Below are 14,206 nucleotides of genomic sequence, written 5' to 3' on the forward strand. Positions count from 1 at the left end.
CTTCAGGGTTCAAGGCGTCATAAAACCAAAGCATGCAAGTGTCACGTCCAGCCAGAGCCGCCGGTCATCCGAGATGGAGCGTGGAGCCGATCAAGGATCGGGTGCCGGATCCTCAACGCTGTCATCCCCGCGCAGGCGGGGATCCAGAACCGCTGACGTTTCAGAAGAGAGCGAGCAGTGTCGCGCCTCGTTCTGCCTCGGCGGCGGTTATGGATCCCGGGCTCTGCTGGGCAGCCCCGGGATGACAGCGCTTCATTCGTCTTGCGATCCCGGATCGGCTATGCCGTCCGGGATGACGCGGGTGGTGGAGTGTCAAAGAGCCAGCACCTGTGGGCCCGCAGCGTGAGCTGCGAGCCTGTGCGATGATCGAGGGTGGCGCTTGGGGCAGCCTGGCTCGATGGTTGTGGAAAGGTCAGAGCCAGACTGCTCGTCACGCACGGTTTGTTTCAGCGGACCTGGAGGCATGCCAGGATCGGCCACCCGCGATCACAGGGGTGCGAGGCCTGCGGCGGGACCGTGCCTGCTCCCACACTGCGACGCCTCGCGAGCGCGCCCCTCTCAGGAACAGATCTAAGCAACCTTATAGCTCAGCTTAGGACGATTGTCAAGAACAAAATAGGAACATAAACTCGCCACCCGCTGTCATTCCGGGGTGAGCGTAGCGAGAGCCCGGAATCCATAACCGCTAACGGTCCAAGAAGAGGCGTATAGCTGTTCGCCCTTTCCTGAGGTGTCATATTTATGGATTCCGGGCTCCGCTGCGCAGCCCCGGAATGACAGGGAGTGTTTCATTTGCCGATGGAGCGTAGCGAATGGGCTTCTCCCCCGCCTGCGGCGGCTGAGGATGACGCAGCGGGGATCACGGACGACCATCCGTGAACTGCACGAGGTCCCACAGGTTGCCGTAGAGATCCTTGAACACGGCAACGATGCCGTAATCCGCCTGCTTCGGTTCCCGGACGAAGGCGATGCCGGCCTCGACCATGGCGGCGTGGTCGCGCCAGAAATCGTCCGTTCGCAGGAACAGGAAGACACGGCCGCCGGCTTGGTTGCCGACGAAGCTCTCCTGATGGGCGTTGGACGCGCGTGCCAGCAGCAGCGACGCGCTCTCCTGGCCCTGCGGCCTGACAACAACCCAACGCTTGTCCTGCTCCGGCTGGTATGTGTCCTCGACCAGTTCGAACCGGAGCTTGTTCACATAGAAGTCGATCGCCTCATCGTAGTCCCGGACCACAAGGGCGATGTGAGCAATCCCCTGGTTCACGGCGATCTCCTGCGTGGTCGGAGGAAGCCACCACCTCCACGGGTATGGGACAGCTTCCTGGCGTCGATGTCCGACCTTATTCCACGCGGATCCGGTAGGTATAGGTCATGAGCGTCTGGGGGGCGGATTCATTCCAGCTCCAGGGGATGTCGAGAACGACCTCGTCGGTCCCTTTGAAGCCCTTCTTGGGCGTGTAGACATAGGCCAGACCGCGCACCTTCGTGCCGGGGCAACGCGATTCCTTCCCGAGCGCCTGCTGGTGCGGACGGATCTGAATGGTACCGTTGGCAGGCTGCTGACGCACCTTCACGTCGGGAATGATCGACGGGTAGCAGGTCTCCACCTCGTAGCCGAGGAAGCCGCCGATGGCCGTGACCGTGTTGGCCTTGACGGTCCGCTCGACAGTTTCGGCCGATGCGGAACCTGCGAACAGGATTAGACCGGCCGCGAAGGCCATGAGGCGAGACATGACAACCCCCTTATTGAAACATAGTAACGTATAAGAGCATATTCTTGGAAGAGGCTCAACCGTAAGATGCCGGGGCCGATCGCCGGTGGGCAGGTCACGGCCGTCTCTGGATCAGATCCTGGGATCAATCCAAGCCAAGCCGCTCAGAAATGCTCCGTGCTTCTCAGCATCGGGATCACCGGCACAAGGCCGGTGATGATGCGGGAGGGTGTCATTCCCGACCGGGGCGCAGCGAAGGGGAAGGGAATCTATGGCGCTGCGTGTGTGAATGGATCCCCTTCCCGCACTCCGTGCGCCGGGGATGACAACCACCATGGCCGGTGCAGGGCGGAATGCGATGGCTGGAGCCGTCAGGGGCACTCAGCGGTAGGGATAGCAATGAGCGCGGTCGAGGGTGAGGCCGAAGCGCTCGCCCAGTGCCTCAATGGCCTCCCCATGGTCACGATAGGGGTCGCCATTCTCCGGACCGACGATGATGATCCTGAAGGCTGGATCGTGCTGCCCGCCCGGCGGCAGCATGGCCGTGACGAGCGCCTGTCCCTCCGCGTCGCGCAGGGTCAGGAACAGCGGCATGGTGCGCTGGATGTGGTCTTTCAGCCCGATGTTCGTCTCGACAAAGGAACTCGACGCAGACCGATAGCTCCGCGCGGCCGCCTCCCATGCCTGGCGGAAATGCTTTTCGACCGCATGGTGCATGGCATCGGATTCGAGCGCAGCCTCGCCTTCTGTCTCGATGCGAAACCAAGCGGTCGATCCGGGAGCGTCGCAGATATATTGCATATCCTTCAACGCGAGAGGGCGTTGAAGGTTGTCGGTGGCGGCGTTCCTCAAACCCAACGGTAGCTGCGCCCCTCGATCATGAGGATCTTGCCCTGCCAGATGTCCATGCTGGCGGCCTGGCGGGCGTTGACCCCGCAGGCGATGGCGAGGAAGGCTCGGGCGACACCGCCATGGGCCACCACCACCGTGTCGCGGGTGATGTCGTCGAGGACGGGGCGGATGCGCTCGACCAGCATGGCGTAGCTCTCGCCGCCGCCGGGCGGGGCGTAGTGCCATTTGTCCTGTTCGCGCAAAGCCGCCAGGGCCGGCTCCGCCTTGCGCACTTCCTTCCAGGTCATGCCTTCCCAGATGCCGAAGGTCAGCTCCACGAGGCGCTCGTCGAGCTTGTAGGATTCCGGGTGGAGACCCAGGGTCCCCCGCAGGATCTCCATGGTCTCCCGGGTTCGGGTCATGGGGCTCGCGATATAGGCGAGATCCTCCACATGAGGCGCGAGGGCCTGGAGCTTGCGGCCCGCCTCGTCGGCCTGGACGCGGCCGACATCGTTGAGCGGAATGTCCTTCTGCCCCTGGAGGCGGCCCTCGAGGTTCCAGTCCGTCTCGCCATGGCGAATGAAGTAGATCGTGGGGCGGGACGGGGTCACGGGAGAATCCGGTTACGCGTTACTGAAGGTCAGTCTTTGTCGAGGGAGAGGTCCGGGGCTTCCGGGTTCTTCATGCCGACCACGTGGTAGCCCGCATCCACGTGCAGGATCTCGCCGGTCATGCCGCGGGACATGTCGGACACGAGATAGGCGGCCGTCTCGCCGACTTCCTCGATGGTGACCGTGCGGCGGAGCGGCGAGTTGTACTCGTTCCACTTGAGGATATAGCGGAAGTCGCCGATGCCGGAGGCGGCGAGCGTCTTGATCGGGCCCGCCGAGATGGCGTTGACGCGGATGTTCTTGGGGCCGAGATCGGCCGCCAGATAGCGCACGGAGGCCTCGAGCGCGGCCTTCGCCACGCCCATGACGTTGTAGTGCGGCATCCACTTCTCGGCGCCGTAATAGGTGAGCGTGAGCAGCGATCCGCCCTCGTTCATCAGCTTTTCGGCCCGCTGGGCGATGGCCGTGAAGGAATAGCAGGAGATCAGCAGGGACTTGGTGAAGTTGCCCTCAGAGGTTTCCACATAGCGGCCCGTCAGCTCGTCCTTATCCGAGAAGGCGATGCAGTGGATCACGAAGTCGATGGAGCCCCAGAGGCGCTTCACCTCGTCGAACACCGCATCGATGGTGGCGCCGTCCGTCACGTCGCAATGGCCGACCACATGGGCGTCGAGTTCCTTGGCCAGGGGCTCGACGCGCTTCTTCAAGGCATCGCCCTGATAGGTGAAGGCGAGCTCAGCACCGTGCTGGCGAGCTGCTTGGGCGATGCCCCAGGCGATGGAGCGGTTGTTCGCCACGCCCATCACCAAGCCACGCTTGCCGGCCAGAATGCCGGTGGCCTTTGTCTCCGCCATGATTCACCTAGATCGTCGCTGGATAGGTCAAATAAGAACGGCCTCTTTAGCCGACCCGTCGTCCACGGGGAAGCCCTCTTGGAACCGCTTGCAACGATCCCGGCGAATGAGGATCGTTTTGCCTCTACTTGGCTTTGGCCGAGAGGCGCCTGCGGGCGTAGTCCATCAGGTCCTCGTCCACGATCTCGGGCAGCCTGATCTCCGTGGTCGCGAGAAGGTCGCCATGGCCGGTCTTGCCCGGTAGGCCCTTGCCGCGCAGGCGGAAGGTGCGGCCGGAATTGGTGAGAGGCGGGATCTTCATCTCCACCGAGCCGGTCAGGGTGGGCACGCGCACCGCCCCACCGAGGACGGCCTCCTCGATCTCGACCGGGAGCCGCAGGCGCAGATCCGATCCTTCGACCGTGAAACGCTCGTGGGGCGCGAACGCGATGGTGAGCAGCGCATCGCCGGGATCGATCCCCGGAGCGCCCTGCCCCAAACCGCGCAGGCGGATCACCTGACCGTCGGCAACGCCCTTGGGAATGACCACGTCGACATCGCGGCCGGTGGGAAGCCTGACCCGCTTCTTCGCCTCGGCGGCGACCTCCTCAAGGGTAACCGTGAGCGTGGCCTCCACGTCCTCGCCCTTCTGCTGCCGGGGACGGCCACGGGCCTGCTGGCGCGGGCTCTCGCCTCCCTGGCGGAAGGCGTTCTCGAAGATCTGGGAAAAGAAGTCCTCGCCCGGATCGGCCCCGAAACCGCTCCTGCTGCGCCGCCCGCCGAAGGGATTGCCGCCGCCGAACCCGGAGAAACCCTCCGCCCCGGCCCCGCCCCGGCCACCGCCGAAGCCCTCGAAGCCAGTAAAACGCGGCTTGCCCTCGGCGTCGATCTCGCCCCGGTCGAACTGGGCGCGCTTGGCGGCATCGCCGAGGATCTCATAGGCGGAATTCGCCTCGGCGAACTTGTCCTTGGCCTTGGGGTCGTCCTTGTTGCTGTCCGGGTGGTAGGACTTGGCGAGCTTGCGGAACGCCTTCTTGATGTCCGCTTCGCTCGCAGAGCGGGACACGCCGAGAACGTCGTAGGGGTTGCGCATGGTGGAATCCTGAACCGTCGGGATATGAGCTTGAGCATCGGACCCAAAAGTGGATTTGCACTTTTGGGATCCATCCGATGCTTAATTATGAGCTGGCGCATCGTTCGGCGCGGAAAACCGAAATAACTTTTCCGCACGATGCGCTAGCTCAACGGGTTTGACGGTCATATGGGCAAAGTGTTGCCCCTTTGCAACGCCTGAACCGGGAGTGGCTAGACTTTGGCCGTGCCCTTCACCGGTTTGATGTCTTTCAGCACCCATTCGCCGCCGGAGGGCCGGCAGGCCGTGCCCTGCAGGGCTGACGTGGATGGGCCGCTCAGATGGGCCGAGAAGCTGCGGCAGATCTCGTCGTTCTTCACGAAGGGCGCACCGACCGGAGTGAAGGTGCCCTTGCGGCTGGTCGCCGGATTGTCCCAGGAGACCAAGGTGCCGGGCCCCTGCGGATCGAGGGCGACGGCCAGCGCAGCCTTGGCCCGCCGCCAATCCTCCTCGTCCAGATCGGCCGAGAGGGTGATGTCGCTCTTAGGCCCGATGGCGCCCGTCGACTTCGGCCCGTCCTCGTCCAGGGCCGACAATCCCAGGGACATGCCACAGGCGCTCGTCGACAGAGCGATGAGCACGGCCGCGAGCACTTTCAGCGCTTCGCTGGCGAAGCCATCTGATCTATAACGGCGCGGATTGATCCACGTCACGCGTTGGGTCCCCCAGAACCAAAAGTCACAGAACGAGATAAAACAGTGAGCGGGTTAATAACTGGTGACTTCACGGAATCGGACGAGCCCTTCGCCCTCTTCCAGGCCTGGCTGACGGAGGCGGAAGCCTCGGAGCCGAACGATCCCAACGCCATGGCGCTCGCAACCGTGGACGAGACCGGGCTGCCGAACGTTCGCATGGTGCTGCTGAAGGGCTTCGACGAGAAGGGCTTCGTGTTCTACACCAACACGGAATCCAACAAGGGCCGCGAGCTTCTCGGCCAGGGCAAGGCCGCCCTCGTGCTGCACTGGAAGAGCCTGCGCCGGCAGGTGCGCGCCCGCGGCCCTGTGACGCTGGTGAGCGATGCCGAGGCCGACGCCTATTTCCAGAGCCGTCCCCGCGACAGCCGCATCGGCGCCTGGGCGAGCCAGCAGTCGCGTCCGCTGGAGAGCCGCTTCGCCCTCGAGAAGGCCGTGGCCGTGAACACCGCCAAATTCGCCGTGGGCGAGATCCCGCGCCCGCCCCACTGGACGGGCTTCCGCATCGCGCCGGTTTCCATCGAGTTCTGGCAGGACAAGCCGTTCCGCCTGCACGACCGCGTGGTGTTCAGCCGCGACGGCGACGGCTGGCGGAAGGTGCGGCTATATCCGTGACGCCGGGCCATCCCATGGACCGCGCTCCTGAACTGAGATAGAGGTCTGCCCCCTCTCATGAGAGAACCCCATGTCCTCCTCATCCAACACTCCCCGCCGCATCATGCTGCTCACCGGTGCGAGCCGCGGCATCGGGCATGCCACGGTCAAGCGTTTCTCCGCGGCCGGGTGGCGGGTGATCACCTGCTCGCGGCACGGCTTCCCTGAGAACTGCCCGTGGGAGATGGGGCCGGAGGATCACCTGCAGGTCGATCTGGCGGATGCGCAGGACACGCGCCGCGCCATCGCCGAGGTGAAGGAGCGGCTGGCCGTCGAGGGCGGCTGCCTGCATGCGCTCGTCAACAATGCGGGCATTTCGCCGAAAGGCGAAGGCGGCTCGCGGATGGGAACACTCGACACCCGCTACGAGGATTGGCTGAGGGTGTTCCAGGTGAACTTCTTCGCCTCGATCATGCTGGCCCGCGGCCTGCAGGACGAACTCACCAAGGCCAAGGGCTCGGTGGTCAACGTGACCTCCATCGCGGGCTCGCGCGTCCATCCCTTCGCAGGCGCGGCCTATGCCACGTCCAAGGCGGCGCTCGCCTCGCTGACCCGCGAGATGGCGGCCGATTTCGGGCCGCTGGGCGTGCGCGTGAACGCCATCTCGCCGGGCGAGATCGACACTGCCATCCTGTCGCCGGGCACGGACAAGATCGTCGAGCAATTGCCGATGCGCCGTCTCGGCACGCCGGACGAGGTGGCCAAGGCCATCTACTTCCTCTGCACGGATGCGAGCTCCTACGTGACCGGCGCGGAGCTGCACATCAATGGCGGCCAGCACGTCTAAAGGTGATCCATGCCCCTGCGGCTGTGCCGGCACCGAACGCAGTGCTTCTTAACCGCGCTGCTGATGCTCGGTTCCGTGGCAGCGTCCGGCCAGGAAAGCGATGAGAAAAGCCCCTTCGCCGACCCGGACATGCAGCCAGCTTATCAGGCGCGCTGCCACGAGGTCCGGGGGCTGACCAAGGATCGCGAGACCGGCGCGACCCGCGTGGATTTCAGCGTCACGGGTCCCCTCGCCTACGTGCATTTCGACGGAACGCTGGCCTATCTCGGCCTGTGCGGCACGGAGCCCGACCCCAAGGTGCTCTGCGTCACCTACCAGACCAACGACATGAAGGTCGGCGACCTCGTGACGGTGGCCGGCGGCTACAGCCGCCCGAACCCGGACTTCATCGTCCTCGATCCGTGCCTGGCGCAGTGGCCGGACGAGCCGGCGCAATAGGAAGCCTTACTCTGTCTTCGCGGCCGGCTATGACCCATCACGACGGCAGGCCGTGCCGGCCTCCGCTGTCCTGGAATGGAAGGAGGCTGCTGGAGTGCCCTTCTCTGCCTGCGGAGCTATCAGGTCGCGTCGAGCACGGTCCACCCGCAGCTGGGCATGTCATCGCCTTTGGCACAGGCTAGCGCCCCAGAGCGGCTCTCCACCCACACATTCGTAGCTGATGGCAGGATCGTACAGCGCTTCTGGGCGGTTTCTGATTTGACCTGTTCTGTCCAAGCGCCGTTGTTGCCGCGCAACTCGTTCAGGCGGTTTGCCGTGTCCGCTGTCGAGCAAATGACGTGAAGGCTACGCAACGTAACGCGCTCGGCCTGTGCGAATGCGGGAGTCGCTGCAAGCGCCAAGACGAGAACAAGGCTTTTCATATTTGATACCTTTCCTGTGACTGACATAGGGGGGTTGGGACGTCGGGCCCTCCCCCGCTGTGTCAAGCTGCCTAGTTCAGGAAACGCGTAAGACGAGTTTACCGATGCATACGCCATAAGAGGGATGGTACCGGTACCCCCATGCTTCACGGCCTGATTGGTTTATGAGGTTCGCGGAATGACCTACTCCCGCATCACCACCTTCCGGATGATCCCTCGAAAAGGTCCCCTCGATTAAGCCGCCGTTAATCGGATCAGGCGGAGACTCGGGCATCATCTGGAGGAAACCAGAATGGTCTCCGCTTCCCGTTCCAAGGCCACGGTCCTTGTTGTCGAAGATGATGCGCTCACCCGCGAACTCCTGACGCAACTGCTTTGCGCGGGTGGCTTTGATGTCATCGCTGCACCGGCAGGAGATCGGGCCTTGCTGATCCTTTGCCACTTAGGCGAAGAGATCGACTGGCTCGTGAGTAGGTTAAGCCTCCCAGGTCTCGTCTGTGGATGGATTTTGGCTGACGAGTATCACGAGCATCACCCCGATCGGCCCGCACTTCTGCTCTCGGATCTGGATCCGGCGGACAAGCCGTCTGCAAACGCGGTCTTCATCCCGCCGCCGGCGCCCATGAGGGTCCTTGAGGTGCTGCAGGCCCTGAAGAATCCTGAACCCGCTGAGGTGCTGCAGTTCGCGATCACAAAGGCAGCATAACCTCCTCCCGCGACGCCACGGCCATCTCCGGGCTCGCCGGCCTGCCATCGCCCGGAATTCCCCTCTGAAATCGCCAAGCTCGCGTGTTAGCTTCGCCCGTCGGCTTCGGATGCCATGAAAACCACAAGGCGGGATGATGGATCAGGGTTCGGGAAACAGAGCACTCGTCCGGCGGGCTGGTGAAGGCAGCAGCAATCAAGCCTTCGATCTGCCCCGCACCTTCCTGGTTCGATCCGATGAGGTGATGGGCGCTTTTTCCCACTGGATTGAAAAGGTCCCGGCTGGGGTTGGTCCGCCGATGCATGTGCATCACAAGGAGCAGGAGCTGTTCCGCGTCCTCGCCGGGCAATTCCGCTTCTGGTGCATGGGAGAGGCTCAGGACCTGACGGACGGTGACACAGTCCTGATTCCCAAGGGTGCTCCGCACACCTTCAAGAACATTGGCCCCGGCGAGGGACAGTTGCTGATCACCTTGACCCCCGGCGATGGGGACGGCTTCTTCATCGAGGTCGAGAGGCTCGGTCTGCACCCGTCGCGGGATATGCCGCAGATTGTGGAGATTGCAGGCCGCTACGGCCTCGAGTTCGTCGGACCGCCTCCCGCGTGAGGTGGGGACAGTCGGCAGGATCACTTCAGGGCTTGCTGCTGGCCCGCGCTCCACTGGAGTTGTGGATACCGTCCACCGGCAAAGCCACTGGCGAAGATGCCTATTGCGGCAAAGCTCACCGCACAGAATACCGTGAAGGCCAACACGAAGGCCGCCCCTTGTCTCCGCATCCGCCATAAGGACGAGACGAACGGAGCCAGGAGCAGCGATCCGAATATCACGAGCAGCAGGAAGAAGGCTTGGAGATCCGGGTCGCCGTAGATGAGATCGACCTGCACGCCTTTTTCGCGTGGCGGCTCACCAAGGAAGAATCGAGCGAGTAACTCGAACATCGCGTTGCCCCAAGCGGGGTTATTTGGGTTTGCTGTCAAAAACGACAGATGTGCACTAGGACCACCCCCGTTGGTCCTCATGCTGGCCCTCACCATGCAGCAAGGTTGTGACGCATCTAGCACGGCCGCTTAAAACTTGGCCATATGCTCGTTAGTTGAACGCAACTCGCCCAGCATCGATGTGGTGCTGCTTTGACGCTCTTCGCCATCGAGCGCACGGCCGAGGAGCCGGCGCGATAGAGCCGATCAGGCCGCCTCAGCGGGCCAAGCCCCCACATAGCGCGATTGCGGCCGGATGATGCGGCCGGTGCGCGTCTGTTCGATGGCGTGAGCCACCCAGCCTGCCGAGCGGCCGGCGGCGAAAAGCGGCGTGAAGCCTTCGCGGGGAATCCCTAAGGCATCGAGCAGGATGGCGGTGTAGAACTCCACATTGGTGTCGAGCCGGCGCCCGGGCTTGCGGCGCTCCAGCACCCGTAGGGCGGTCGCTTCGACGGCCTCGGCAAAGGCGATGCGATTGCTCTTGCCCTTCAGCCGTCCGACGGCGGCCATGAGCACATCCGCCCGTGGGTCGCGCACCTTATAGATGCGGTGGCCGAAGCCCATGAGGCGCTCGCCCCGGGACATCGCGTCGTCGAGCCAAGCGTCCGCATTCTCGATGCTGCCGATGGCATCCAGCATGTCGAGCACCGGGCCGGGGGCTCCGCCATGCAGCGGGCCCTTCAAGGCGCAGAGCCCCGCCACCACGGACGACAGGATCCCGGCCTGGGTCGAGGCGACCACACGGGCCGTGAAGGTGGAGGCGTTGAGGCCGTGGTCGATCACCGTCACGAGATAGGTGTCGAGGCCCTTCGCCTCGCTGTCAGAGACAGGCGCATCGCGCATCATGCGCAGTATGTCTGCTGCGTGCCCCAGCAATGAATCAGGCGCGACCGGCGCGAGTCCCTGGGCGCCCCGCACCGCCATGGCGGCTGCAACGCCCGCCGCTCCGACGGCGAGGGCAGGATGATCCCTCTCCGCATCGGGCAGACTCGCGAGCAGCAGCCGCATGCCCTCCACCGGGGTCAGGCCGGCAAGCCGGGGGCTGAGCGGCGCGAGATGGGCATAGGCCCTCTGCCGAGCCTCGCTCAGAAGGGCCTTGGGGTTTGAAGCGGCGTTAGGAACGAGGCCGTCCCAGAGCATCGCCACCACGTCTTCGAAGCTCATCTGGCCGGCCAGTTCCTCAAGGTCATGCCCGGCAATGATCAGCCGGCCCGCCTCGCCGTCCACATGGCTCAAGCCGGTTTCAGCCGCCACCACATCGTCCAGTCCGATCGTCATGAAAGTTCTCCCGTGTTGCAGGGAGCATCGCGCCGGGCTTGCGGAAGCGTCAATCTTGAATCAACATATCAATATATGGATGCTGCATCCCTCGACCTCACCTCGGCCGAAGAGGCTTCGTCCCGCCTCGGCATCAGCCGGGCGAGCCTCTATGCCTATGTGAGCCGCGGGCTGATCCGCTCCTACGCTTCGCCGCACGATCCGCGCCAGCGCCTCTATGCCATGGACGATGTTGTGGCACTGGCAGAACGCAAGGCGCGGTTTCGCCGTCCGACAGTGGCGGCCGCCACGGCTCTCGACTGGGGCCTGCCGGTGCTGGAGACAGGCATCACCCAGATCAGGGATGGACGGTTGTTCTATCGCGGGCAGGACGCCATCGCCCTGGCTCGGACCGCAACACTCGAGGACGTTGCGCACCTCCTGATCGGCGCCCTCGACAGGGAAACGTTCAACCGTCCCTCCCGAATACCGCCCGGCCTGTCCGGCCCCGCATTTGGGCCGCACGCTTTCGTGGGACAGGCCATCCGCCTCCTGTCCGAGCCTGCCGGGCGAGAGACCCGCGCGGCCGAGGTGGCGGCAATCCTGCGCATGGCCGCTGCGGTCGCGAGCGGAGCCAACCCCGGCAGCGAGCCGATCCACAGGCATCTGGCCTCGGCCTGGAAAGCCCCGGCACAGGCCGCAGAGGCCATCCGCCGGGCTCTGGTTCTGTGCGCCGACCATGAGCTCAGCTCCTCGGCCTTCGCGGTGCGGGTCACGGCCTCGACCGGCGCCTCCCTGCGCCATGCGGTCATCGCGGGCCTCGCAGCCTTGAGCGGCCCCTATCACGGCGGCATGACCGAGCGGGTCAGGCTATTTCTCGATTCTCCCGGAGCGGCGCCCCTCCCGGCTTTCCGCCACCGCCTGTATCCCGAGGGCGATCCCCGGGGCGAGGCGCTGTTGGAGAACGTGCCGCTGCTCGCCTCCGACGCAACGACCCTGCGGGTGATCGCGAACGCCTCCGGCGGCGCGCCCAGCATCGACGTGGCGCTCGTCATGATGGAGCGGGCCTATGGACTGCCCATGGGTGCCGCGTTTACGCTCTTTGCCATCGGGCGCACCGCCGGGTGGCTCGCTCACGCCATCGAGCAGCGCAGCCAGGCCACCCTCATCCGGCCTCGGGCGCGCTATGTTGCCGCCGGGGACAAGCCTTCCTCATGACCAGCGACCGCTTCTATCCCGCCCGCCCCGTTCTCGCCGCCTCCGTGGCCGTGATCCGCGACGGGCGCATTCTGCTCGCCGCCAGGGGCAAACCGCCGAGCGAGGGGCTTTTTTCGCTTCCCGGTGGCATGGTTGAGGTAGGAGAGACCCTGGCTGAGGCAGCCTTGCGGGAACTTCGCGAGGAGGTCGGGGTTGAGGCCAAGCTTATCGGCCTGATCGCCCCGGTCGAATTCATTGAAAGGGACGAGAAAGGCCATATAAGGCATCATGTCGTCATCGCCGCCCATGCGGCCCGCTGGGCTTCGGGCGAACCCCAGACAGGTCCGGAAGCAAAGGAAATCCGTTGGGTCACGGAACGGGACATCGCCGATCTGCCGCTGACGGCAGGAATGGCCGGAATTCTGGAGCAGGTCTTCAGGATCGCGCGCGAGGATTACGTTGCGTGAAACGCCTGGGTCTGACCCTCGCTGTTCCCGCGATGCTTCTGACTTTGCCCGCCCCGGCTTCGGCTCAAGGGTTCTTCGAGCGCCTGTTCGGCCCTCCTCCAGGCCAGCAACCGGGGCAGCAGCCGGGCGTTCCGCCGCAATACCGGCCGCAGCCGCAATATCGGCCACAACCGCAGTACCGCCAGCAGCCCGTTCCTCAGCAGCCAAGGCGGCAGCAGCCGCAATCCCAGCGGCCGGCTCCCCAGCCGCAACAACAGCAGCCCCAGCAGCAGGCGGAACCCGCGCCCGCGGTCGAGCCGCCGCCCGCGCCTTACGAGAAAGAGTTGCTGCGGCTCGCCGAGATCATGGGGTCGCTCGCCATGCTGCGCCCCCTCTGCAGCGCACCCGATGCCTCCGAATGGAGCCGGCGGATGCAGGTTCTGCTGGAGGCTGAAGGCTCGACGCCTGGACGCAAGGAGCGGCTCGCCGGCGCCTACAACAGGGGCTATCAGGCCTATGCCCTCACCTACCGGGTCTGCACGCCATCCGCACAGGAAGCCTCGGTGCGTTTCCTGGCCGAGGGAGAGCAGCTCGCCCGCAGCATCACCGGGCGGTACGGCGGCTGATCGGGAGACATGCCCCTCCCTTCAGGGGCGTTGCAGCAACGCCTCTTATCCACATTTTTCAGCCCGTTGCCCCTCGCGTTAACCTCCTTGCAAGGTGATGCTGGCGGCGGGTCGGCGCGATGTCTAGAAATGATTCAACCGAACTCGCGCGCTGCCCCTCGAAGGGGCCTGGATCATGAACGATAACGACGTCCTTCTCGACGAATCGCACGACCTCAGCGCCCTCAAGCAGGCGGCCCTGAGCTATGTGACCGAAGCCTTCGCCGAGGCCGAGCTCGACGGGCTCGACGGCGATTGCATGGCCCAGGCCGCCCTCTTCGCAGCCTTCACCGAGCTCGTCGCCACCTATGGCGAGGATGCCGTTGCGGAATATGCCGCTACGCTCCCGGACAAGATCCGCACCGGTGCATTCTCGATGGCGCTATCGCTGAAGCATTGAGGCGGGAAGCCGGCGCATGACGGGCGTCAAGCTCCGCGTGGTCAGGCCCACGAACCGGCTTGAAGAAGTCATACCCTTCTATCGTGATGGGCTGGGCTTCGAACTGATCGCCGCTTTCGATGATCAGAACTTTTTCTCCGGCAGGATCCTAGGCCATCCGCAGGCACCTTGGCATCTCGCCTTCACTTATTATCGAGATCTTCAAGCCGGGCGAGCGCCGGCGCAAGACAACTTGCTGGTCTTCTACCTGCCTGATCGCGCCGAATGGGAAGCAGCCGTCGAACGGATGCGGATCAACGGACATTCTCCAGTGTCATCCTTCAATCCCTATTGGGATCGGCAAGGCGTGACATTCGAGGACCCAGACGGCTACCGTGTCGTGCTGCAAAACATGGATTGGGTGAAGTAGAGTTCCCATGCTGAAGCATCAAAGCTGGATACGCTC

The 14,206-nt window shown here is 64.4% G+C and carries 20 protein-coding genes; 10 read left to right on the top strand and 10 right to left on the bottom strand.

Going from position 1 to position 14,206, the window contains the following annotated elements:
* Positions 1 to 859: 859 nt before the first annotated feature.
* From JKL45_RS10320 to JKL45_RS10350, 7 genes are all read right to left on the bottom strand, one after another.
* The gene (locus JKL45_RS10320) at positions 860 to 1,264 is read right to left on the bottom strand and encodes a VOC family protein (RefSeq protein ID WP_201861055.1); all 405 of its coding nucleotides are present in this window, start codon (positions 1,262 to 1,264) and stop codon (positions 860 to 862) included.
* 76 nt (positions 1,265 to 1,340) lie between these two features.
* On the bottom strand, positions 1,341 to 1,733 hold the full coding sequence (locus JKL45_RS10325; protein ID WP_201861056.1) for a hypothetical protein: 393 nt from the start codon (positions 1,731 to 1,733) through the stop codon (positions 1,341 to 1,343).
* A 360-nt stretch (positions 1,734 to 2,093) separates the two neighbouring features.
* Positions 2,094 to 2,570: a hypothetical protein gene (locus JKL45_RS10330; protein ID WP_246498458.1), complete on the bottom strand. Its 477-nt coding sequence runs from the start codon at positions 2,568 to 2,570 to the stop codon at positions 2,094 to 2,096.
* Positions 2,561 to 3,154 carry a histidine phosphatase family protein gene (locus JKL45_RS10335; protein ID WP_201861057.1) on the bottom strand — a complete coding sequence of 198 codons (594 nt, stop codon included), beginning with the start codon at positions 3,152 to 3,154 and terminating at the stop codon, positions 2,561 to 2,563. Before JKL45_RS10335 ends, JKL45_RS10330 begins: the two co-directional genes overlap by 10 nt.
* Positions 3,155 to 3,183: 29 nt before the next feature.
* The gene (gene fabI, locus JKL45_RS10340; RefSeq protein WP_183449366.1) at positions 3,184 to 4,008 is read right to left on the bottom strand and encodes an enoyl-ACP reductase FabI; all 825 of its coding nucleotides are present in this window, start codon (positions 4,006 to 4,008) and stop codon (positions 3,184 to 3,186) included.
* Between the two features lie 124 nt (positions 4,009 to 4,132).
* On the bottom strand, positions 4,133 to 5,080 hold the full coding sequence (locus tag JKL45_RS10345) for a DnaJ C-terminal domain-containing protein (RefSeq protein WP_201861058.1): 948 nt from the start codon (positions 5,078 to 5,080) through the stop codon (positions 4,133 to 4,135).
* Positions 5,081 to 5,292: 212 nt separating this feature from the next.
* A complete protein-coding gene (locus tag JKL45_RS10350; RefSeq protein WP_312896940.1) occupies positions 5,293 to 5,772 on the bottom strand; it encodes an RT0821/Lpp0805 family surface protein in 480 nt (159 codons plus the stop codon).
* 45 nt (positions 5,773 to 5,817) lie between these two features.
* Between JKL45_RS10350 and pdxH the strand changes: the two genes are divergently transcribed.
* The 3 genes from pdxH to JKL45_RS10365 all read left to right on the top strand — a co-directional run bounded on the left by pdxH (position 5,818) and on the right by JKL45_RS10365 (position 7,690).
* Positions 5,818 to 6,426, top strand: a complete 609-nt coding sequence (pdxH, locus tag JKL45_RS10355; protein ID WP_312896941.1) for a pyridoxamine 5'-phosphate oxidase — start codon at positions 5,818 to 5,820, stop codon at positions 6,424 to 6,426.
* 103 nt (positions 6,427 to 6,529) lie between these two features.
* Positions 6,530 to 7,252 carry an SDR family NAD(P)-dependent oxidoreductase gene (locus tag JKL45_RS10360; RefSeq protein ID WP_201861165.1) on the top strand — a complete coding sequence of 241 codons (723 nt, stop codon included), beginning with the start codon at positions 6,530 to 6,532 and terminating at the stop codon, positions 7,250 to 7,252.
* A gap of 63 nt (positions 7,253 to 7,315) precedes the next feature.
* Positions 7,316 to 7,690, top strand: a complete 375-nt coding sequence (locus JKL45_RS10365) for a hypothetical protein (protein ID WP_201861060.1) — start codon at positions 7,316 to 7,318, stop codon at positions 7,688 to 7,690.
* A gap of 119 nt (positions 7,691 to 7,809) precedes the next feature.
* Here the strand turns inward: JKL45_RS10365 and JKL45_RS10370 are convergent, their stop codons facing one another.
* Positions 7,810 to 8,112, bottom strand: a complete 303-nt coding sequence (locus JKL45_RS10370; RefSeq protein WP_201861061.1) for a hypothetical protein — start codon at positions 8,110 to 8,112, stop codon at positions 7,810 to 7,812.
* 292 nt (positions 8,113 to 8,404) lie between these two features.
* Here JKL45_RS10370 and JKL45_RS10375 point away from each other — a divergent pair, with 292 nt between their 5' ends.
* Positions 8,405 to 8,818 (top strand): response regulator, encoded by a 414-nt coding sequence (locus tag JKL45_RS10375; protein WP_201861062.1) that lies wholly within the window; start codon positions 8,405 to 8,407, stop codon positions 8,816 to 8,818.
* 133 nt (positions 8,819 to 8,951) lie between these two features.
* On the top strand, positions 8,952 to 9,425 hold the full coding sequence (locus JKL45_RS10380; protein WP_201861063.1) for a cupin domain-containing protein: 474 nt from the start codon (positions 8,952 to 8,954) through the stop codon (positions 9,423 to 9,425).
* Positions 9,426 to 9,445: 20 nt separating this feature from the next.
* On the opposite strand, the gene JKL45_RS10385 is transcribed toward JKL45_RS10380, so the two are convergent.
* Both JKL45_RS10385 and JKL45_RS10390 read right to left on the bottom strand, forming a co-directional pair.
* Positions 9,446 to 9,757, bottom strand: a complete 312-nt coding sequence (locus JKL45_RS10385; protein ID WP_201861064.1) for a hypothetical protein — start codon at positions 9,755 to 9,757, stop codon at positions 9,446 to 9,448.
* Positions 9,758 to 10,003: 246 nt separating this feature from the next.
* Positions 10,004 to 11,074: a citrate synthase/methylcitrate synthase gene (locus tag JKL45_RS10390; RefSeq protein WP_201861065.1), complete on the bottom strand. Its 1,071-nt coding sequence runs from the start codon at positions 11,072 to 11,074 to the stop codon at positions 10,004 to 10,006.
* Between the two features lie 75 nt (positions 11,075 to 11,149).
* Here JKL45_RS10390 and JKL45_RS10395 point away from each other — a divergent pair, with 75 nt between their 5' ends.
* From JKL45_RS10395 to JKL45_RS10415, 5 genes are all read left to right on the top strand, one after another.
* Entirely contained in the window at positions 11,150 to 12,271 is a 1,122-nt protein-coding gene (locus tag JKL45_RS10395) for a citrate synthase family protein (protein WP_201861066.1), read from the top strand.
* Positions 12,268 to 12,717, top strand: coding sequence for an NUDIX hydrolase (locus JKL45_RS10400; protein WP_201861067.1), 450 nt, complete (start codon positions 12,268 to 12,270; stop codon positions 12,715 to 12,717). Before JKL45_RS10395 ends, JKL45_RS10400 begins: the two co-directional genes overlap by 4 nt.
* Entirely contained in the window at positions 12,714 to 13,322 is a 609-nt protein-coding gene (locus JKL45_RS10405) for a TIGR02301 family protein (RefSeq protein WP_312896942.1), read from the top strand. Before JKL45_RS10400 ends, JKL45_RS10405 begins: the two co-directional genes overlap by 4 nt.
* A 175-nt stretch (positions 13,323 to 13,497) precedes the next feature.
* Entirely contained in the window at positions 13,498 to 13,761 is a 264-nt protein-coding gene (locus JKL45_RS10410; RefSeq protein ID WP_201861068.1) for a hypothetical protein, read from the top strand.
* A 16-nt stretch (positions 13,762 to 13,777) separates the two neighbouring features.
* Complete coding sequence (locus JKL45_RS10415) at positions 13,778 to 14,170, top strand: VOC family protein (protein WP_201861069.1); 393 nt, start codon at positions 13,778 to 13,780, stop codon at positions 14,168 to 14,170.
* Positions 14,171 to 14,206 lie beyond the last annotated feature (36 nt).

Source organism: Microvirga soli, assembly GCF_016734765.1.
In the GTDB taxonomy this organism is placed as follows: domain Bacteria; phylum Pseudomonadota; class Alphaproteobacteria; order Rhizobiales; family Beijerinckiaceae; genus Microvirga; species Microvirga soli.